21 protein-coding genes, 1 tRNA gene and 1 pseudogene are annotated in these 19,286 nt (G+C 32.0%); 8 read left to right on the forward strand and 15 right to left on the reverse strand.

Going from position 1 to position 19,286, the window contains the following annotated elements:
* Window positions 1–314: 314 nt before the first annotated feature.
* From BGO27_04450 to BGO27_04460, 3 genes are all read right to left on the reverse strand, one after another.
* Complete coding sequence (locus tag BGO27_04450) at window positions 315–587, reverse strand: 50S ribosomal protein L27 (protein ID OJV16241.1); 273 nt, start codon at window positions 585–587, stop codon at window positions 315–317.
* Between the two features lie 11 nt (window positions 588–598).
* Window positions 599–931: a 50S ribosomal protein L21 gene (locus BGO27_04455; protein OJV16242.1), complete on the reverse strand. Its 333-nt coding sequence runs from the start codon at window positions 929–931 to the stop codon at window positions 599–601.
* Window positions 932–1,010: 79 nt separating this feature from the next.
* Entirely contained in the window at window positions 1,011–2,366 is a 1,356-nt protein-coding gene (locus BGO27_04460; GenBank protein ID OJV16243.1) for a UDP-N-acetylglucosamine diphosphorylase/glucosamine-1-phosphate N-acetyltransferase, read from the reverse strand.
* Between BGO27_04460 and BGO27_04465 the strand changes: the two genes are divergently transcribed.
* The 4 genes from BGO27_04465 (at window position 2,365) to BGO27_04480 (ending at window position 5,658) form a co-directional block, all read left to right on the forward strand.
* The gene (locus BGO27_04465) at window positions 2,365–3,606 is read left to right on the forward strand and encodes a hypothetical protein (protein ID OJV16244.1); all 1,242 of its coding nucleotides are present in this window, start codon (window positions 2,365–2,367) and stop codon (window positions 3,604–3,606) included. The two genes, BGO27_04460 and BGO27_04465, sit on opposite strands and share 2 nt — an antisense overlap.
* A 72-nt stretch (window positions 3,607–3,678) precedes the next feature.
* Window positions 3,679–4,215: a CDP-diacylglycerol--glycerol-3-phosphate 3-phosphatidyltransferase gene (locus tag BGO27_04470; GenBank protein ID OJV16245.1), complete on the forward strand. Its 537-nt coding sequence runs from the start codon at window positions 3,679–3,681 to the stop codon at window positions 4,213–4,215.
* A gap of 160 nt (window positions 4,216–4,375) precedes the next feature.
* Entirely contained in the window at window positions 4,376–4,591 is a 216-nt protein-coding gene (locus tag BGO27_04475) for a hypothetical protein (protein ID OJV16246.1), read from the forward strand.
* A gap of 35 nt (window positions 4,592–4,626) precedes the next feature.
* On the forward strand, window positions 4,627–5,658 hold the full coding sequence (locus BGO27_04480; GenBank protein ID OJV16247.1) for a hypothetical protein: 1,032 nt from the start codon (window positions 4,627–4,629) through the stop codon (window positions 5,656–5,658).
* 30 nt (window positions 5,659–5,688) lie between these two features.
* Here BGO27_04480 and BGO27_04485 read toward each other — a convergent pair whose 3' ends face one another.
* The 3 genes from BGO27_04485 to BGO27_04495 form a co-directional block, all read right to left on the reverse strand.
* Window positions 5,689–6,885, reverse strand: a complete 1,197-nt coding sequence (locus tag BGO27_04485; protein ID OJV16248.1) for a hypothetical protein — start codon at window positions 6,883–6,885, stop codon at window positions 5,689–5,691.
* Window positions 6,886–6,913: 28 nt separating this feature from the next.
* Window positions 6,914–7,558 (reverse strand): hypothetical protein, encoded by a 645-nt coding sequence (locus tag BGO27_04490; GenBank protein ID OJV16249.1) that lies wholly within the window; start codon window positions 7,556–7,558, stop codon window positions 6,914–6,916.
* 193 nt (window positions 7,559–7,751) lie between these two features.
* Window positions 7,752–8,843 carry a hypothetical protein gene (locus BGO27_04495; GenBank protein OJV16250.1) on the reverse strand — a complete coding sequence of 364 codons (1,092 nt, stop codon included), beginning with the start codon at window positions 8,841–8,843 and terminating at the stop codon, window positions 7,752–7,754.
* A gap of 99 nt (window positions 8,844–8,942) precedes the next feature.
* Between BGO27_04495 and BGO27_04500 the strand changes: the two genes are divergently transcribed.
* Window positions 8,943–9,512, forward strand: coding sequence for a hypothetical protein (locus tag BGO27_04500; protein ID OJV16251.1), 570 nt, complete (start codon window positions 8,943–8,945; stop codon window positions 9,510–9,512).
* A gap of 3 nt (window positions 9,513–9,515) precedes the next feature.
* On the opposite strand, the gene BGO27_04505 is transcribed toward BGO27_04500, so the two are convergent.
* The 5 genes from BGO27_04505 to BGO27_04525 are packed head-to-tail and all read right to left on the reverse strand — an operon-like array spanning window position 9,516 to window position 13,235.
* Window positions 9,516–10,913: a hypothetical protein gene (locus BGO27_04505; protein OJV16252.1), complete on the reverse strand. Its 1,398-nt coding sequence runs from the start codon at window positions 10,911–10,913 to the stop codon at window positions 9,516–9,518.
* A gap of 11 nt (window positions 10,914–10,924) precedes the next feature.
* The gene (locus tag BGO27_04510) at window positions 10,925–11,479 is read right to left on the reverse strand and encodes a DNA-3-methyladenine glycosylase (protein OJV16253.1); all 555 of its coding nucleotides are present in this window, start codon (window positions 11,477–11,479) and stop codon (window positions 10,925–10,927) included.
* Window positions 11,469–12,299, reverse strand: a complete 831-nt coding sequence (locus BGO27_04515) for a hypothetical protein (protein OJV16254.1) — start codon at window positions 12,297–12,299, stop codon at window positions 11,469–11,471. The genes BGO27_04510 and BGO27_04515 overlap by 11 nt, the downstream gene beginning before the upstream one ends.
* The gene (locus BGO27_04520) at window positions 12,296–12,937 is read right to left on the reverse strand and encodes an endonuclease III (protein OJV16255.1); all 642 of its coding nucleotides are present in this window, start codon (window positions 12,935–12,937) and stop codon (window positions 12,296–12,298) included. Before BGO27_04520 ends, BGO27_04515 begins: the two co-directional genes overlap by 4 nt.
* Window positions 12,897–13,235 (reverse strand): hypothetical protein, encoded by a 339-nt coding sequence (locus tag BGO27_04525; GenBank protein OJV16256.1) that lies wholly within the window; start codon window positions 13,233–13,235, stop codon window positions 12,897–12,899. The genes BGO27_04520 and BGO27_04525 overlap by 41 nt, the downstream gene beginning before the upstream one ends.
* 164 nt (window positions 13,236–13,399) lie before the next feature.
* Between BGO27_04525 and BGO27_04530 the strand changes: the two genes are divergently transcribed.
* Complete coding sequence (locus BGO27_04530) at window positions 13,400–14,128, forward strand: 3-deoxy-manno-octulosonate cytidylyltransferase (GenBank protein ID OJV16257.1); 729 nt, start codon at window positions 13,400–13,402, stop codon at window positions 14,126–14,128.
* A gap of 93 nt (window positions 14,129–14,221) precedes the next feature.
* On the forward strand, window positions 14,222–15,124 hold the full coding sequence (locus BGO27_04535) for a hypothetical protein (GenBank protein ID OJV16258.1): 903 nt from the start codon (window positions 14,222–14,224) through the stop codon (window positions 15,122–15,124).
* Window positions 15,125–15,345: 221 nt separating this feature from the next.
* Here the strand turns inward: BGO27_04535 and BGO27_04540 are convergent, their stop codons facing one another.
* The 4 genes from BGO27_04540 to BGO27_04555 form a co-directional block, all read right to left on the reverse strand.
* Window positions 15,346–15,828 carry a 50S ribosomal protein L9 gene (locus BGO27_04540; protein OJV16259.1) on the reverse strand — a complete coding sequence of 161 codons (483 nt, stop codon included), beginning with the start codon at window positions 15,826–15,828 and terminating at the stop codon, window positions 15,346–15,348.
* Window positions 15,829–15,840: 12 nt separating this feature from the next.
* On the reverse strand, window positions 15,841–16,098 hold the full coding sequence (locus BGO27_04545) for a 30S ribosomal protein S18 (protein OJV16260.1): 258 nt from the start codon (window positions 16,096–16,098) through the stop codon (window positions 15,841–15,843).
* A 2-nt stretch (window positions 16,099–16,100) separates the two neighbouring features.
* A complete protein-coding gene (locus BGO27_04550; GenBank protein ID OJV16261.1) occupies window positions 16,101–16,463 on the reverse strand; it encodes a 30S ribosomal protein S6 in 363 nt (120 codons plus the stop codon).
* 186 nt (window positions 16,464–16,649) lie between these two features.
* Window positions 16,650–16,726: transfer RNA gene (locus BGO27_04555), tRNA-Ile, on the reverse strand.
* A gap of 174 nt (window positions 16,727–16,900) precedes the next feature.
* Here BGO27_04555 and BGO27_04560 point away from each other — a divergent pair.
* A pseudogene (locus tag BGO27_04560) lies at window positions 16,901–19,286 on the forward strand (hypothetical protein).

Raw genomic sequence — 19,286 nt, forward strand, 5'->3', positions numbered from 1 at the left:
CTAAAGTTATATTAAAAAACTCCTTCCTTATTATAACCCTTTCAGACATCCTTATTGTCAACCCTTTTCCGTCACCAAAACTTTGAACTTCTACAGCAATGACCTTAACTGTTGATTTGGAAAGACTTTGAGATTATAGTTTTTTAAAGTTGAGGTTTGTATAATTTACTCACTCACTTAGGCTTGCTAGACTACTCTCTGCATTCCCGTACCATATTCAAATACTTCAACTTAATATATCCATAGCCAAAAAATAAAAAAAGGCGCGAATTATATTCACGCCTTTTTTAGTATATAAGTAGCTTTTAGTAAAATTATGCTTGCTCTAATGAGTCAAAGCTTACTACGCTTACGAAACGTCTGTTTTTAACGCCTCTAGAGAACTTTACAATACCATCTACTAATGAGAATACTGTATGATCACGACCAAGACCTACGTTTTTACCAACGTGGAATTTTGTTCCTCTTTGACGAACAATAATGCTTCCAGCTAAAACAGCTTGACCATCATGTCTTTTAACACCAAGTCTTCTACCAGCTGAGTCACGACCGTTCTTGGAACTACCACCTGCTTTCTTCTGTGCCATTCATTTAACTCCTAATTTGCAGCGATATCTGTAATTCTTACGAATGTCACTTGTTGACGGTGACCATTCTTACGACGATAATGCTGACGACGTTGTTTTTTGAATACTATGATTTTCTTGTCTTTTTCCTGAGAAATGATTTCAGCTTTAACATAAGCACCATCAATTACAGGGTTACCAATAACAATACTACCGTTTGAATGATTACCGATCATTAAAACGTCATCGAGTTTAACTTCAGCACCAGGATTTCCTGCAATTTTCTCAAGTTTAACAACATCATTTGTGTTAACTTTATACTGCTTATTACCTGATCTGAATATAGCATAAAAATTGTTATTCATTGCTTTCCTTCAAAATAGAATATTTTAGACTGCTAAATGTATAGCGGGTTATTCGCATAATGTCAATGGACTTTAGCACTTATTTTGCACTTTTTGCCTTTTTTATTTGCCTGAAGGATTTTGCTTTGTTTTTCAAATGCTTTTCTTCAGCCCTTGCAATTACAAGTGAGTCACTTTCTACTGTTTTTGCAACTACTGATCCTGCTCCTATTATAGAACCCTCTCCTATATTGATAGGTGAAATGATGCAAGAATTGGATCCTACAAATACATTATCGCCAATTTCTGAGTTATATTTATTAAACCCATCATAGTTACATACAATAGTACCTGCACCAATGTTTACATTCCTGCCAATTTTAATATCCCCTAAGTAAGCTAAATGATTTGCTTTGGAATTTTCATTTATTTCAGCATTTTTTGCTTCTACAAAGCTTCCTAAATGCACATTTTCATGTAATACAGTCTTCGGTCTTACTCTTGCATATGGTCCAACTATGGCGTTTTTACCTATTTTACAATCTTCTAAATATGAAAATGACCTGATAAGCGCCCCATTTTCAATTCTAGCACCCTTTTTAATTTGTACATTAGGCTCAATTTCCACGCCTGACTCTATATATATGTTATAGTCAAAATATGATGTTTCTGGGTTATATATGGTTACGCCTTTAGTAAATAACTGATTTACAATTCTTTTTTGCAATACTTTATCAGCAATATCCCTTTCTTCCTGTGAATTTACGCCTAAAAACTCTTCTTTGGTACCTACATAATAAAGTGATTTACGCTTCATTGATTCTAAAACCTTTACAACATCTGTAAGATAATACTCGTTTTTGTTATTATTATTCGATATTTTACCAAGCGCTTCTTTTAAATATTTTGACTCTACTATGATAATACCTGAATTACAGTGCGGTATTTGAGAATCTTTATCCTCAAAATATTCAACAATATCAACAACATATTCATCAGCGACCAATAGCTTTCCATATTGATTGCTTTCTTCCATCATAAAGCAAAACACCATACATGATGCATTACTATGACTTCTGAGGCTTTCTATACCGCTTTTAATAGTAGCCTCTGTAATGAGCGGAGTGTCGCCATATAATATAATAGTGTAATCTGTATTTAAATCCATTGGATCTGCTGCACATCTTACGGCATGCGCAGTACCTAATTGTTCTTTTTGTGTATATGTTTTGATACCAAATGACTCAATATACTGATTTAGCTGTAAATTTTCCTCATTTATTACCGCTGCAACCTCAATAGCCTTCAATGCTTTTGCAAGCTGAATAGGATAATATACCAAATGTTCGCCTGCAATCTTATGCATTAGTTTTGGCACATTATTTTTCATACGAGTACCCTTACCCGCTGCTAATATTATAACTGAATATTGACTTTTACTTGGTTTTGACGTCATGATGCTAAAAACATTTAAGTTATTGAAAATTATGGATGATATAAATTTTATAGTGATTTTACTTGGTGCCGTAAACTTAATTTTAGTTATTGCTGTTATTTTTTTAGTCAACAAGCTAATGAAGGCAAGCAGCGATAATATCAAATTACGTAGCTATATAGAAGCAAAAGCAGAGCAGGAAGCAAACCTAGAGAAAGTTAAGCATGATTCCATAGATACTGCAAAAGCCGCTATTTTTGATATTAGTAACAAGATATCTGAAAACTTACTGAACCTTCACAAGCAAGAACAAAAACAGTTTAGCGAAGTTAATAATAAAACTATATCAGACCTTACAAAGCAACTTAATGAAGACGTTATAAATATATCCAAATCAGTATCTTATTTAGCTGAAAAGGTAAAGGATTCTGGTAGCGAAGTAAATTTAATAAAAAGAGCGCTTTTATCTCCTTCTTATGTTGGGCAGGTTTCAGAAACCACATTAGAAAATATATTAAAATCGATGGGACTTATTCCCAATCTTGATTATTTTATTCAGCTCACTGTTGGAACTGATATTAAACTTCGCCCTGATGCAGTTGTAATGCTTCCCGGCAATAATGTTATGATTATTGACTCTAAAGCATCTAAGCACTTTTTTGAGATGTTTCAGGAAAATTCTACCGATAAAGATTCCGGGAAGTTTTTAGATTCAATGAATACGCATTTAAAGCAGCTTTCCGCTAAAGATTATAAAGAATCAGTTAGAAAATATCTTGATAAAACAATGCCAAATCATAAAACAGAGCATATGTCACTGCTAATGTTTCTGCCTAGTGAGTCAATGCTTGAAAAACTTTCGGAGCTTGATAAAACATTTTATACTAAAGCATGGGAAATTGATGTATTCCCTGTAGGTCCTTCTGGGCTTGTAAATATTTTATCACACGCTAAATATGTTATTAGTGAGTCTAAAAAGGCTGAATATGCAGAGCATATTATTGTGGAGGTTAATAAAATTATTAGCTCACTTTCAGGATTATTAGAATACTCTCGTAAAGTTGGTGCAAATATCAAAACCCTTGCACAGAATTATGATAAAATGGCTGCATCTTTTAATGGTAACTTACTACCAAAAATCAAAAAGGTTAAAAATTATGGCATTGGCGGCACTACTCCACTTAGTAATATTGAGCGCTATCAGATAGTTGATAATAGTAACAATGAAATTGAAATTGCCGCTTTAGAAGAAGCAGAGTAGATAATTTAAAATTTACTTGCATAAACTTAATTAAGGTTTTAAAACATTATATGCAACAAAAAATAGGGGTTTATCATACTTAGGTCCTTGCCAAATTATTTAACATTATCTCGTATAGTAATCATACCATTTGTTGTATTACTATATTACATGGGATTTTGTAAATTATCCGCAAGCCTATTTGCCTATGCCTGCATTACCGACTTTCTTGATGGTTATCTTGCCCGCCATTATTCCTTACAATCTAACTTGGGTAGAACCTTAGACCCTATTGCTGACAAACTTTTAGTTGGCGCAGTTATAATAATGCTGGTTAACTTTGCTCAAATTAACATAATTCCTGCAACTGCTATTATTTGCCGCGAAATTTTAGTTTCAGGGCTTCGTGAATTTTTAGCAGAAATACGCGTAAGCGTTCCTGTATCTAACCTTGCTAAAATCAAAACCGGCGTTCAAATGGTTGCTCTATTTATTCTGATTCTAGGTGAAGAAGGTACAGGTAGTAAGATGGTTCCTATTATCGGAGATGTATTTATTTGGATTGCAGCTATGCTTACTATAGTTACAGGCTATGCATATGTACGCTCAGGTGTTAAGTATCTGGTTTAAATAAAATTTCTTTACAATTGCCTTATAATTTAAAAATTCACCCAGTATTATTCCCCTGATTAATTATTAAAAAAAACTTTACAAATAGTTAACAGCACCTTAATAAAATAAAAAATTATTTTATTAGGTACCTAAATGACAAAAAGAAAAGCTACAAATGATGAAAATAATCGTCCTGAAAAAAAAAGCCAAACATAATTTAACAATATTAAGTACTTCTGATAGCACAGCTGTAGTCACGTATAGAGAATTATCTAAGCTAACTAATAACTCAATATTTCAAGATGTTAAAAACCTGCACATTATAATGGGGTCTAAAAAACCTAAAAAAGAGTTCAAAAACATAATTTTTCTCTTCACTTTCCAAATCTTGTAAATGTTAATCTTGCATCATCATCGGGACATAATTTTTTGACATTTCTAAGTCAGTTTCCAAATAAAATTAAAAATCTAAAGGTTGTTGGTAAGGACTTTAAAGCACCTCCACTCACAACTGTTGACTTATCAAAATATAAAGAATTAGAAAGCTTACGCTTAAGATTTATAAAAAGTAATTTCCCTAAGGTTATTTGGCCAGAAAAAGTAAAAAAATTAGCTATAAATATAAATTCCCCAAAAGAAATGCTATATATGAAACTACAGAATTTAGATTTATCAAGTGTTGAAAAACTTTCTATTCATAATGATAGCCAGCAGTACACTATTCAACGATATGATATTAATGCCGTCAAGCATATATTCCCCAATATACAGTTTGTAAAATTATACCTTAATGTTAAGCATTTAAAGAAAATCACAACCTATAATAATAAATCAGTTATTGCCAATGACTTCGACAAAGTTACTGTCAATCAGTATCAGGGAACACATCTGAGAGAAAATACCGATATTTCTCTTTTTGATTCTCAAATAGAAATATTAATTAAAACTGGCACACAAAAAGTGACTAAACTCATTTATACGCCAGAAAAATCAGAAAAAATGAAAATTAACTTGCCTGCTTTTTTCTTTAAAGAAAATGATCAAATTGCACAATTAAAGATTCATAACGAACATAATGCAGAAGTAGAGATAGTTTATCCTGAAAACTTACTAGAAGTATTGGATATATCCAATACTATAACTCAGAATATAACAAAACTTGATTTGTGTCTGTGTAAAAATTTTGAAACTATAATTGGACTTCCAATTACATTAAAAGAACTTGTTTTATCTGAAGAAAGCTTCTACTATTTCGAAACTATTAAATTATGTAACCCACAAATAGATTGGATGAATGTCCAAGTAGTTGCCGAAGATCAAATTGTTGAAATCCCTAATGAGGAAGCAGCTAAAGCTTTATCTTACTTATCTTATGAACAAAAACCTTTAGAATCTAGAGAAGCTATTGATCAGGAAAAGGCTAGTGAGATTCTTAGAAATATGTTGCTTGCAACAAAATAATTCCTAAAAGGTATAATAGATTCAGTTCTGTTATACCTTTGTAATTAGCTCAAAACTAAGTACAAATACTGCTAAAATAATTATAGTTCCCTTAATCAGCTTACTTTTTAACACAGGATAAAAATATCCAGTGCCGTTATGATCTGATTTAATAAGCAGATACATTGGAAGCACAAGTACTATTATAACATTTACAATACCTGCAAAACTAAGCGCACTAATAAATGCATTTGGTATATAACTTGCAATTAAAAATGGCGGCACTAAAGTTACTAAAACCAATGCTACGTGTTTTTTTAGGTTTTTAGCGCTTATGTTCAGCTGCTTTTCCCATGAATCTAAAAGCCCCATACCTACACCTAAAGCAGATGTAATAATAGCTAGTACTGATACAGCCCAGATAAGCTCTTTTAAATAATTACTAGAAGCACCCTGACTGATTTTTGCAACCAGATCACCTACATCTACGGAATTATGAAGCATGTGTTTGTAAAACGCAGGGTCTGCTTGTTTCACTATTGTAATAACCCCTATAGTCCATACGATATATATTAATAGCGGCACCAGGCTTCCAAAAAAGAACGCTTTTTTGAGAATTTTAGCATCTTTATTGCAGTAATTTGTAAGGCTGTGCGAAACAATTTGGAAACCGAAAGAGGTAAATATTACAGCAATACTTTCACTAACGCTGATTAAATTTGTAGATTCTATAGCAAAATCAAATTTATATATGGCAAGCATAAGAATGCTTATAACAATACTTAAAACAGTTATCAGCCCAGCAAAAAGTATTCTGTTAGTATAATCAAGTAACTTAAGCGGCAGAGATAGTATGACTAATATTACTGAAAAATACACCCACGAAATGGCTAAATTACTAGCTTCCACGTTAAACATTGCGAGTAACTTAGAGATTACAGAAGTACCACCATATAAATATGCAGACAGAAGAGAATAAGCTAAAAGCTTTAAACAAACAATCCCCACTATTTCAGCTTTTAGACCGCCAAAATGCCTGCCAAGTAGCCCTAAAGGCTTTCCCTCACCCGCTCTTAAGTTAAGCTCTAAGGTCATAAGAGATGCAAGATATGTAACGCCCCATACAGCAATTAGCATTACCATACTCATAACAATTCCTATTTTCGCTAAAACTATTGGAAGCGCAATCATGCCCGCGCCAATACAAGTTCCTGCAACTAAACAAGTTGAGCCTATTAATTTTTTCATATCAGTTCCTGATTTTTATAGAAAAAGCCTAGATAATATCTTTAAGCTTCCAGTTAATATGGTTTTCGTTAAGATCTTTTTCAAACACCCATGTTTCCTCAATCTTTTCAGACTTTGGTTTTGGAGTTTCACCTTCTTTTCCGAGCGCTATCATTTGTTCTGTAATGAAATGTACAGAAACGCTTGCAACATCCTTATGAACATGCGCTGAAACTATGCTTGCGTCATTAAATCCGATCAATGTAATAGAGACCGCGTTTTTATAAAGGACATTATAATTAACTTCATTAGAAATTTTATTTAGTAAATTTGGTGAGATAAAATCTTTTACCTTCGATAAATCTGAACTAGAGAAAGCCTCAAGTAACATTTCAAAAAGTGCTTTTGCACCTTTTATAAAGAATGCCTCATTAAATGTTGGAAAACGCTTATGAATTGCTTCCATAGCATCAATGATTGTTTTATCGCTTGAAGTTGTAAGAGGCTGGACAACTTTAACAACATTTTCCGCCTGTTCAGGCTCACCTGAGTTAAAGTCATAAAACATGAACTCCTTAGGCATGTTTTGAGATTTTGCCTCAAGATCATCGGTTGTTTCATCTTTTTTTCCCAATATTGAATAATATTTATATGCAATAAAGGCAGCAACAATAGCAAAGAAAATAATGTCCATAGACTTATTAAATACAACAGTTAAATTAGTTATTACTAAATTGTATACTTTTTTGCGATAACAGTCTATGCACAAAAAAGAAAATTTAGCCGTTATAAAAAAACGTTATAATATAAAATCCTGAAATTACAACTTTTTAAGAAAATTTTTTACAAAAAACAAAAGGAGCGTTAAGTAAGCTCCTTTTTATTGTTTATAATTTTGCGGCTTCGATAATACCAACTTTAATACCATTCGGCCTGTGTACTTTAACAATTTTTAGCCCCGCCTTTTTACAAAGAGCTTCAAACATTGTTAAACTACGTTCTGCCCCTCTATTAAGTACAATAGAGCTTATTTCTGCATCTACAAAAGGAGATGGTTTGGTCTGAGGAGACAAATCTTCATCTATAACGTCTACTATAAGAATACGCCCTTTACGATCAAGATTTTTAACACAATTCTTTAATATTTTAACTGCCCTTTCATCATCCCAGTTATGTATAATTCTTTTAAGAATGTACACATCCCCACCTTCTGGTACTTTTTCAAAGAAGTCCCCACCGATTATCTCATAACGATGCTCCATATTTTTATTTATCAAATATCTTGGGTTTTGAATGGTATTGGGCATATCAAAAAGAACACCTTCAACTTTCTTGTGATTTTTAAGTATTTGATATATAAGACTTCCCTGATTTCCACCTACATCTATTACGGTGTCATATTTGTTAAATGGGAAAGATTTTGCAATAGCAATATCCTCACCTACTGAATAATCACTCATACCTGCGTCAAATCTTGCCTTTGCTCCAGAGTTATTTTCTAAGTATTCATAAAAAGATTCTTCGTAAAGCATATCGAAGGAGGGTTTGCCAGAACGAAGTGAGATTTCTAAGTTTCCAAGAGAGTTCCATCTTCTTAAATCCATTTCTTTAGCAATTGCTGTTCTTAAAGAGTGAGGGTGACTTGATAATAAGAAACGAGAGTGATCGTTAATTTTAAATTTACGATCCTCAGTATAATCAAATACATCGTGGGTTACTAAGACCTTCATAATACGGTACAAAACATCTTTATTAACATGCAGCTCTTCTGCTAATTCCTCGAGTAACTTCGGCTCAGATTCCAATTTATCAGCAATTTTATGTTCAGCAGCAATATGAAGCGCTCTTGCTATATTGTGAGAAAAGCTAATTGAGAGTAAATGCTCACGAGATGGGTTGATTTCCTCACCCGCATTTTCAAAACTATTAGCCATAGCAGCTTTACTAAGCATAACTCCGAGAATAATTTTTCTTAGCATGTTTTTACCCCTTTCATTTTTTAAAAGGTAATGTATAATACCCTGACTAGTCGGTCAAGATATTTTTTATCGATCGGTCAAAAACTTAGGAGAAACTACGTGCGCTCTAAAACTATAGAAACTCACAAAATAATTTTACAAGCTGCTAAGAAAGTATTTTTGAGCAAGGGCTTTGCAGCAGCCTCTATGAGTCAGATCGCTAAAGAAGCAGGCATAACTAAGCCTCTTTTGTTTTATCATTGCAAATCAAAAGAAGAGCTTTGGAAATCAGTAAAAGAAAGCATCTTGGGTTTAAATTTAGCTGAAGTAGAACTTCCCAGGGCAAATTACAAAGAATTTATTGAATATGTAGTTGATCTAAGGTTTAAGATGTATGGCAATAATCCTGATTTAGTAAGAATGCTACAGTGGCAAAGACTAGATTCCAGTGAAGGCGCTGATATTGCAGGAACCTATTCTCTTCCTAAAAACATATGGCTAAACTACTTAATATATTTTCAGGAACGTGAGCAGATTATTCCGTCTATTGATGTTGAAGTACTGCAAACTATGATATTTTCTTTAAGTACTATGCCATTTATGGAAAATGCCGACTGGGTAGAAGACAAAAATAAATTGGAATATTATAAAAATTGTGTAATAAGCATACTACTTTCGTATTCAATGTAATTTTTAAACTTCTTTAGTTTCATGAGTTTTTACATTATTCTTAGTGTTATAAGTTTCTAATTTCTTATTATATTGCTCCCATAAACTGTATTTACGCTTATGATTGTTATATATGCGGTTAAAATAATCCTCATGCGCTTCCAAAAACTGCCAATTATCTATTTCATTGCTGAGTATCTTACAACTAAGTAAATCTTTGGCTGTATATGAATAATATTTATAATCCGAAGCATGAAGCACACTATCTATCATTTTACGGTATAAAATTGTAGCGGCAAGCGGATCTAGATTTTGTATAATATCTGCCGCAGGTCTTAAAACTTCATATTCCTTACCTGAAAGTTTTTTATAATTCGTTTTTATAAATTCTGCCATATGCTCAAATTCTTTAATTTCCATCAAAAACCTAAGTGCTTTGTGTGTGTCATAGTATGCAAATGCTTTTTCTATAGTGCCATTTTTAAATTCCTCTTTGAATTCCTGATCAGCGTTTTTGAGGATTTGTATATAAATTTCAGCACTGAATTTCTCATTAAACCACGTTAGTAATATTTCCTGCGCTTGTTCGTATTCACCCTCTTCTTCTAAAGCTTTTACCTTAATTCTGTAATACTCATTATGATCTATATTATTGTTCGGAAACTTAATTTTATCTATCCATTCTAAAGCCTCCTGAGTGCGCCAATATTCAATTAACTGACCTGCAATTTTAAGATAATCATTATCAATCAAATTACCTGATAATTTTAGTGCCTTTATATATAAATCAATGTCTTTTTTTGCATTTGCAATGGCTTCCAGGCTTAACTGTATCAGAGCCTTATTCGCTGACTTTACAGAACTTTCAAGCTTTTGCTGAAGTATATTTATACCCTCTTCTTTTAAAAGGTTTTTTAAGGGTACAATAAGGCTTACATATATAATCTGATGTTCAGCTATAATTTTAGAATATATAGTTTCAACTACCTCAACAACAGGTGGATTATATTCGTAAAAAATCTCAGAAAGCATTTCTACGCTATTCTTAAAAACCACAGCGACTGTATCATCACGATTATCTACACGCTTAATAGTTTTTTCATGTAGATCCAGAAACTCTAGCATTAATTCAACAGATTTTTCAGGGGATTTTTTAATAAGTTCTTTCGATATGTATAAAGCAAGCTTATATAAACGCTTTGATAACTGCCTAGCTTCATAATACCTAATATACTTATATGATCTTTTTAATCCCGAAATCTCTCTTTTAATACATGCAATTAGTTTTTTTGGGTCATCTTCGTATGAAGCAAGTTTAATATCTATATCTTTTTTTATTGTTTTATGAGAATCAAGTAACTCAAGAATTATATCTATTAAATTTTCATTTTCTAATTTCTCAAGGTTTTTCTTCATTCTCATGATTATTCTCCTTATTTAAATTCGCAATCAACCGTATGATCGTTAACCATACCGATTGCCTGCATATAGGCATAGATTATAGTTGACCCTACAAAACTCATGCCACGCTTTTTTAAATCTTTAGATATTTTATCACTAATATCCGACTTACTTATAGCAAGCTTAATATCCTTAAGTTTATTATCAATAGTTTTATTATTTACATAAGACCAAATGTATGAATCAAAGCTTTTATATTCCTGCTGAATTTGCCTGAAAGCTATAGCGTTTTTTCTAACTGAAAACACTTTTAACCTATTACGAATAATGCCAGGATTTTCTAGTAGTTTCTCAAGCTCTAAATCTGTCATTCTTATAGTTTTATCTACATCAAAATTATGAAAAACCTTGCGGTATTCTTCACGTTTTTTAAGTACTGTTTCCCAGCTTAATCCTGCTTGAGCGCCTTCTAAAATTAGCATTTCAAAATGCTTTCTATCATCATGAACTGGCACGCCCCACTCATTATCATGATATTCAATGTATTCCTTATTATTTAAATTTACCCATGCACATCTATTTGTCATAAACTATCTTTTTCCTTTTAATCATATGTTTAACAGCAAAATGTATTCCGAGTATTACTGTAACAATTAGTATAAGAATACTAGCCAAAGCATTAACTTCAGGGCTAATACCAAGGCGGATTCTTGAGGCAATTAAAACAGGAAGAGTAGTTGACCCAGGACCATTATTAAATATTGCAATAACTACATCATCCATAGATAAAATAAAGCTAAGTAGCCATGCACTAACTATACTTGGAAATATTAAAGGAAGGGTAATTTGCATAAAGGTTGTTGTACTACTTGCACCTAAATCTTCGGCTACCTCAAAAATTTGGCTGTTAATACTTGCAAGCCTTGCAGTTATAACCGTTGTTGCATAAGTTGTAGTCAGAACACTGTGAGCAATAATCAGGTTTAGCATGTCGCTTACATTATTTAGTGCAAAAAACTCACGTAAAAACACAAATAGCATGAGCATTGCTATTCCCAAAATAACTTCAGGTACTGCAAACTGTATTGCAAGTATTATACTTAATACTTTACGAAATACAGCATTGTTCTTATTACCTACGATAATACTTGCAAAAATAACACTAATAAAAACGCTAATTAAAGAAGACGTAAATGCCACAATTAAGCTATTAGATAAAGCTACAAAAATTTCCCTGTCATGGAAAAGCTCTGCATACCAGCTAAGCGAAAAACCACCCCATGTAGTCATAATTTTAGAGGCATTAAAAGAATATGTAATTACAAGTAAAATAGGTATCAACAAAAATGCGATAGCTAAAAAAGCTAAGCCTTTAATCAATATATTATTTTGAAGTTGATTATTCATTTACTGACCTCTGAATAATAATCGCAGTATTCTGCAATTTCGCATTTATCACATTCAGGCTTTCTAGCCTTACACACATATCTTCCATGTAATATTAGCCAGTGATGCGCATTTCTCAAGTATTTATCTGGAACTACACCTAATATTTCTTCCTCAACTTTCTCTGGAGTATTGCCCTTAGCAAGCCCAAGGCGTTTGCTTACCCTAAAAACATGGGTATCGACTGCAATTGTAGGCTCATCAAAAAGGCAGTTAAGCACAACGTTTGCAGTTTTTCTGCCAACACCTGGCAGTTTTATTAAATCATCAAATTTATTAGGGATTTCAGAATGATATTCCTCTATTAGCATTTGGCTTAAAGCTATAACATTTTTAGCTTTTGCCTTATAAAGCCCTATAGATTTAATATAACTTATAAGCCCCTCTTCCCCAATACTCAGCATTTGCATAGGGGTAGTTACGATTTCAAACAGGCTTTTGGTTGCTTTATTAACTGAAACATCTGTTGCCTGCGCAGATAAAACTACGGCTACTATCAATTGGTATGGATTAGTATATTCAAGTTCAGTTTTAGGATCTGGATTGGATTCAGATAGTTTACAAAATATTTTGGTTGCTTTTGATCTCTTGTGGCTCACTTTCTATATTCTCAGGATTAGGGTCTATATTTTCCTGAGTAGTATTTTCTGAAATTTCTTTTTTTGCAAGCAAACTTGGCTTATGAACGAAATTTCCTAAGCGATGTATGATATTTTTAATCATAAATGGATTCTCGACCTGGCTTTTTTCAATAGCCTCATACGAGGTATCGCCTTCAATATCCACAAAATCATCCTGTTTCTCAGACTTAAATACCCTATAATAACGTTTACCTGACTCTTTAAACGTCATCTTAACAAGATCTAAACCTGAAAATTTTGGCTTTTTTTGGCTCATATAGTAACTTTTACAATTAACCTTATACTTAATTATAACATTTATTTAATAATAATTAAAATATTAATAATAAAAATTAACTATTCTTTATATATCAGGGATTTGTATTAGACAAATAGATTATCTTGAGTAAAATCGGGAAAACTTAAACATAGAGGATTACTATGAATCAAGACACATTAGTGGTAGTACCTTCAAGGCTTGCAGCCACAAGGCTTCCTAATAAACCTATTTTACCCATTGGACAAAAATCAATGATTAGACATGTAATTCAGAGAGTTAAAGAATCTGGCTTTACGAATATTTTACTTGCATCAGGAGATCAGGAAATCATTGACGAAGTAGCGCCAGATAATATCTTTACTATTCTTACTGACCCTAATTTACCAAGCGGTACAGATAGAGTACATGCGGGTGCAAAAGCTTTTGATAAAGAAGGAAAATTCAAATATATCGTTAACCTTCAAGGTGATATGCCTAATTTCGACCCCCATATTATTGGTGAGTGTGTTAAAGTGCTTGCTGAATCGCGTAGTGATATTGCTACTCTTTGCGCCCCAACAACTTTAGAAGATGCTGAAAAATTTTCTGTAGTAAAACCTGTATTTGGGGAAGTTAAAAATGGAATTGCAAGAGCATTTTATTTTTCACGCAGTAAAGTTCCTTATTTTGCCGAAGAATTTTATCACCATTTAGGTATTTATGCCTTTAAACGTGAGTCACTAGATAAATTTGTATCACTTCCACAGGCGAAAATGGAACTTGAAGAAAAGCTTGAACAGCTTAGAGCGCTTGAAAATGGTATGACAATATCTATAGGCTTTACAAAACACGTTCCAATATCTGTAGATACACCAGATGATCTTGAAAACGCAAGGAACTTACTAGCTTAGTACATATTTAGGCATTTTAATTAAAAATATTTAGATTTTTATCAAATCACAATTTATAATTGAAATTATGTAAAAATTTAAACGCAGGTTAAAATGCCTAAATTAATTTGTATTGGTAATGCTGTTTTAGACATATTTAGCAAAACACCAACAGGTTTTCTGGAGTCTTTAAACATTACAAAAGGTAGCATGACTTTAGTAGATGACTTAGAAAAGTTTAAGACTTTAGAAAATGATGGTCTTGACCATCAAATCTCAAGTGGAGGCTCTGCTATTAACACTGCTGCCGCATTTGCAATCCTATCTAAATCTACTAAAGTCTTTGTTAAATTAGGTAAAGACGCAAATGGCATAAAATATAAACAAGATTTAGAAAATCTTGGAATTACAGTAATTTCAAGCATATGTCCTGATAAACCAAATGCCAAATCAAGAGTGTATATTTCAGAAGATGGCGAAAGAACCATGCTCACTTATTTAGGGGCTACCAGCACGATTTACCCTAATGACTTTGATTTATCCGAATTAGATAATGACGCTATGATCTTCTGTGAAGGCTATATGTTTGATAGCGCACCAGAACTGATGAAAAACTTAGCAGTAATCATTAAAGACAAAGGATTAAGAAGTAGCCTTACACTTTCAGATTCTGAATGCGTAAAACGGAATTATCAAAAGATCGCTGATTTTGTTAAACAAACTAACCCAATTGTATTTGCAAATTCCAAAGAACTTGCTGAATTTAAAGAAAATGCATATCAATTCATTGTACATACGAAAAGCGAAGATGGTTCGGAAGTTATAGAAAATGGCAAAATAGTGGCACATGCCCCTGCTATAAAAGTAAACAAAGTTATAGATGCTACAGGCGCAGGTGACGTTTTTGCAGGAACTTTCTTATATTATTATTTAAGTAGTAGCGATTTGAATAAAAGTTTAGCGCAGGCTAATTTAGCTGCATCTAAAGTTATTCAAAAAATTGGGGCAAGGCTTTAGTATAGTGCTTTGAAGCCTTAGGATGTTATTTATGTTTAACTGTTCCTAAATTTTGCTATACATATGGATTGCACAAAATGCTAAGCATTTTTCGCAATGACCGCCATCTAAACCTTGAATTTAAATAACACAATTAGCGTATAGTTAGCAGACGCTCTATTAAAATAAAAAAAGCGAGTGCTTGGCACCCGCTTTTTTCAAATAATCTTATAACTAGAAAACTATGCTTCTAATTTGCTAATTGCATCAGCTGCTTCTTCTTCAGTTCTAGCAACAACAACTTTTACAGTTGCAATCACTTCTGGGTGAAGAACAACATGAGCGTCGTGAGTTCCAATGAATTTCACAACTTCAGGAAGGTTAACCTGATTTTTAGCAACTTCTAAATCAGCTGTTTCTCTGATAGCAGATACTACGTCACGTGCAGCAACAGAACCAAAAAGCTTTCCATCTTCACCAGCTTGTCTGATGATTGAAACAGCTTTAGGTAAGCTATTAGCAATATCCTGAGCATGTGATTTTCTTTCAGCACTTTGCTTTGCAATTTCTAACTTTTGAGCTTCGAAAACTTTTTTGTTTCCTTCTGTAGCTCTGATTGCCTTACCACCAGGAATAAGGAAGTTACGCGCAAAACCGTTTTTAACTTTCACGATATCACCCATGATACCGAGTTTGCTTACTTTTTCTAATAAAATAATTTCCATAATATGCTTACCTTATTTCTTAACAAATGGAAGGAGAGCTAAAGATCTTGCAACTTTAATTGCTCTTTTTAATTTTCTTTGTTTAATTGCAGATACAGAAGTAATACGGCTTGGTAAAATTCTGCCACGCTCAGAAACAAATTTTAAAAGCAATGGAATATTTTTGTGATCAATTTCAGGAGCGCCTTCTTCTGAAAGTGGGCATGTTTTACGACGACGGAAAAAAGGTTTACGTACAGCGTAAGCAGAGTTTGAAGATGAATCTTGCATAATTATTCCTCAATTTCTTCAGAAGCTTGGTTTGAAGCTTCTCTATTTTGTTTCATCATTAAAGATGGGTTTTTAGAAATTTCTTCAACCCTTAATGTCACTTCACGAATAATGTCTTCATTGATTGACATTTGTCTTCTAATTTCTTTTACAGCTTCAAAAGGAGCATCAAGACCTAACATAATATAGTGTCCTTTTTTACCTTTTTTGATGATATAAGCTAGGTTTCTTAAACCCCAGTATTCTTTTTTAACTAAAGTACCACCCATTTGTTCAATAACGCCAATATAGTTATCAGCGAGCTTATCAACCTCGTTTGGGCTCATGTCCTGACGGACAATAAATGTTGTTTCATATTTTGCCATTCAGCTAATTCTCCTAAGTAATAAAGTCAGCAAAAACAATAACTTGCACTATTCTTGCCAGTAACTAAATAAATTTAATCCTGAGCAATAATACAAACTTAAATAAAAATATCAAGTTTTAATTTAAAAAACTTGAGTAACTTAGATGAGGTGAAATAAAGAACATCCGGTTGGCAAATTAACAAATGGTGGGCCTGGGAGGAGTTGAACCTCCGACCTCACGCTTATCAGGCGTGCGCTCTAACCACCTGAGCTACAAGCCCATTTATTGATTTGACCTCGCTTATTATGCAAATAATTTTGGGTAAGTCAAGCTAAATGTAAAAAATAATATGTTTAAAACTTAATTAATTAATTGACTTAATTAAAATTTACCCTATATTAACTATTTTGTTATACATAAATTTAGACTAATTTAATAAAATACTTGGATAATCATGAAAAAATCTAATAATTTGCAATTTGAGCATATTTTAACCCCTATATTCCATCCCAAAAATACTCCTCAATTAATTGACGCATTCAATGCATTTAAAGCAAATAAATTTTTTAGCGATGCATTTACTAGTGTAAAGAAGAAGCATAGAAATAAATTTTATCAGCATTGTGCAAAGGATATGTACAAACTTTTTTCAAAATTTAAGTTTATTCCAAACAATCTAGATGCAGATAAAAAAATTATAGATGCACTTGTAGTAATTGGCATAATAAAATCAATTACATTACATTATATTACTGATAATGGTCTTCATAGTATCGAGCCATCACTTAAAGGAAATTATTATGACTTCCCAATTATATACAAAGCTCTTCAACCCTATAGAGAGCAAGTGGCTTTATTATTAGACAAATTACCAAATTATTCAGATTTTGAAACTCTAAAACTTAACGAAGATCAAAAATTTTGTATACTTCATATCACCTGCGTTGTTTACAATTCTTTGTTATTGATAGTAAATCCCAATGAATACGCAGGAAAATCCAGAGATATGAATCCTTATATTAATTCTGCCTATGAATATAAAAGTTGTATAAACAACCCAATGGCTAAAGGAAGTTTTGATTTATCAACTATCTCTTCAATGTATCTTTTTTTAATACATAATATCCAATACGATATAAATGATACCTTTTCTAAATTAAAAGCAATTAATGAAGATGTCACAGAAGTATTTATTAAAATTTATACTCTTTGTCCAGAATTATTTGACTCAGCTAGTATTTCAAAACATTTAGATTTTCTATTAAATCAAAATACTTATGAAACTTTTTTTCGCAGCAACTCAGAAATTTATATAAATAATATAACAATTATTTTACACAAAGTTTTTAATAATGTCGACCTTACAATATTAGAAAATATTGAAAAAAACAAGTATATAAAGTTTATACAAAAACTACCAGGTAATTATACCGCCTTATATTCAGAAGGTTTAATGGCTGATACTGAAGAAGAGATAATTAATTTCCTTAAAAGAACATGCAAACAATGTACGCTACAAATAAATAAACTCTTAGATAACTTTGACGTTTTATTAGCAGATATTTTCAAAAATTATTTATTTGAATTTATAGCAAAAATTTATGCAGAACCTAAAAAATATGAAGAATTTGCACAGTTTCTTTCTGAAAATTGTGAATATTTGAATATTCTAAACCTAGATAACAATTATGCAGGATCTAGTGAAGATGATAAACCTTTAAAGTACATGGTAAAATATATAAAAGATATTTACCATTATACTAAAAACACCGAAATTGTTCCCGAATTTTTCTTAGAGCCGATTAATGATTATAATGTAAAGTTTTTTCAGAAAAATTTTAGAGGTATTTTAAATCAACTACATCATTCAAATAAAACCGAAGACTTACATAAATTACTTTATAATACTGGTTTTGAAAAAACATGTAGGATTAATTTATCAACTGCCGATCTTATAATTATACTTAACCATATGACTGCATGCAATGATTACAGTATACTTAAGGGCATATATAATATAGTTTATGCAATGAACTCACTAGATGCCGTTCATTTGAAACTTATAAGTGATTTTGTGCATTATTTGGAAATTAAAGACGTAGTATCTAGAAATGATTACCCAAACATCAAAAGCTATAATCAGGATCTCAATCGTATTTATAATCATAAAGAAGGAAATGCTATTGGAAGCGAAAACTGCCTATTAACAGAGCGCGTAATAAGCATGGAATTACAAAAAGGTGACGATGCAGCTATAACAATTAGCAATGAAATTTCGTATAGAATAGACGTTCAAAGATTAAGAATCAAATCTATAATTGAAAATAAAAAAGCTAAAAAGAAAGAAGATATTTTTCTCACTCTAGATGAAAAGCAGGCTGAAATAGAGTTTTTCGAGTATACGGCTCACTTAATAAACCTTATGAAAGGTCTTGATGAAAATTACAAAGTTACCTGCTTATCTGAAAACTTAAGCTTTTTATACGTTCTGCAACAACTTGTAACTTTGGAATGCCCAGTTAAGATCTCTAAAGATCTTGAGGTTATTGACCACAGCCTCAATTATAATAAAGAAAAAATGACTCTACAGTTAAGCAAAACTCGTAAAACTAACGTTTTAGCAACTTTATATAAGAATCATCAGGAAAAAGACTTAGACAATAATATTACCTTAACATTAACAAATAGAATTGGAAGAGAAGATTCTATTCGGGAAAAATCTTTTAGAGATTCTAATAGCAAGGGTACATCTGACTCTGTATCATATTCTCAGTCATATTCGCAGGCTCCAAGTATGAGTATGTCATTTAGAGCTAATGTTTATCCAAATAACCCTAATG

It is taken from the genome of Alphaproteobacteria bacterium 33-17 (genome assembly GCA_001897445.1).
Classification (GTDB): domain Bacteria; phylum Pseudomonadota; class Alphaproteobacteria; order Rickettsiales; family 33-17; genus 33-17.

Excerpts from the sequence above, each read along its gene's own strand:
- BGO27_04455 (OJV16242.1), bottom strand. The coding sequence starts at position 931 with ATGAATAACAATTTTTATGCTATATTCAGATCAGGTAATAAGCAGTAT.
- BGO27_04450 (OJV16241.1), bottom strand. The coding sequence starts at position 587 with ATGGCACAGAAGAAAGCAGGTGGTAGTTCCAAGAACGGTCGTGACTCA.
- BGO27_04465 (OJV16244.1), top strand. The coding sequence starts at position 2,365 with ATGATGCTAAAAACATTTAAGTTATTGAAAATTATGGATGATATAAAT.
- BGO27_04515 (OJV16254.1), bottom strand. The coding sequence starts at position 12,299 with ATGAATAATCAACTTCAAAATAATATATTGATTAAAGGCTTAGCTTTT.
- BGO27_04550 (OJV16261.1), bottom strand. The coding sequence starts at position 16,463 with ATGGCAAAATATGAAACAACATTTATTGTCCGTCAGGACATGAGCCCA.
- BGO27_04485 (OJV16248.1), bottom strand. The coding sequence starts at position 6,885 with ATGAAAAAATTAATAGGCTCAACTTGTTTAGTTGCAGGAACTTGTATT.
- BGO27_04460 (OJV16243.1), bottom strand. The coding sequence starts at position 2,366 with ATGACGTCAAAACCAAGTAAAAGTCAATATTCAGTTATAATATTAGCA.
- BGO27_04510 (OJV16253.1), bottom strand. The coding sequence starts at position 11,479 with ATGACAAATAGATGTGCATGGGTAAATTTAAATAATAAGGAATACATT.
- BGO27_04505 (OJV16252.1), bottom strand. The coding sequence starts at position 10,913 with ATGAGAATGAAGAAAAACCTTGAGAAATTAGAAAATGAAAATTTAATA.
- BGO27_04530 (OJV16257.1), top strand. The coding sequence starts at position 13,400 with ATGAATCAAGACACATTAGTGGTAGTACCTTCAAGGCTTGCAGCCACA.
- BGO27_04545 (OJV16260.1), bottom strand. The coding sequence starts at position 16,098 with ATGCAAGATTCATCTTCAAACTCTGCTTACGCTGTACGTAAACCTTTT.
- BGO27_04495 (OJV16250.1), bottom strand. The coding sequence starts at position 8,843 with ATGCTAAGAAAAATTATTCTCGGAGTTATGCTTAGTAAAGCTGCTATG.
- BGO27_04490 (OJV16249.1), bottom strand. The coding sequence starts at position 7,558 with ATGGACATTATTTTCTTTGCTATTGTTGCTGCCTTTATTGCATATAAA.
- BGO27_04475 (OJV16246.1), top strand. The coding sequence starts at position 4,376 with ATGAAAATAATCGTCCTGAAAAAAAAAGCCAAACATAATTTAACAATA.
- BGO27_04525 (OJV16256.1), bottom strand. The coding sequence starts at position 13,235 with ATGAGCCAAAAAAAGCCAAAATTTTCAGGTTTAGATCTTGTTAAGATG.
- BGO27_04540 (OJV16259.1), bottom strand. The coding sequence starts at position 15,828 with ATGGAAATTATTTTATTAGAAAAAGTAAGCAAACTCGGTATCATGGGT.
- BGO27_04535 (OJV16258.1), top strand. The coding sequence starts at position 14,222 with ATGCCTAAATTAATTTGTATTGGTAATGCTGTTTTAGACATATTTAGC.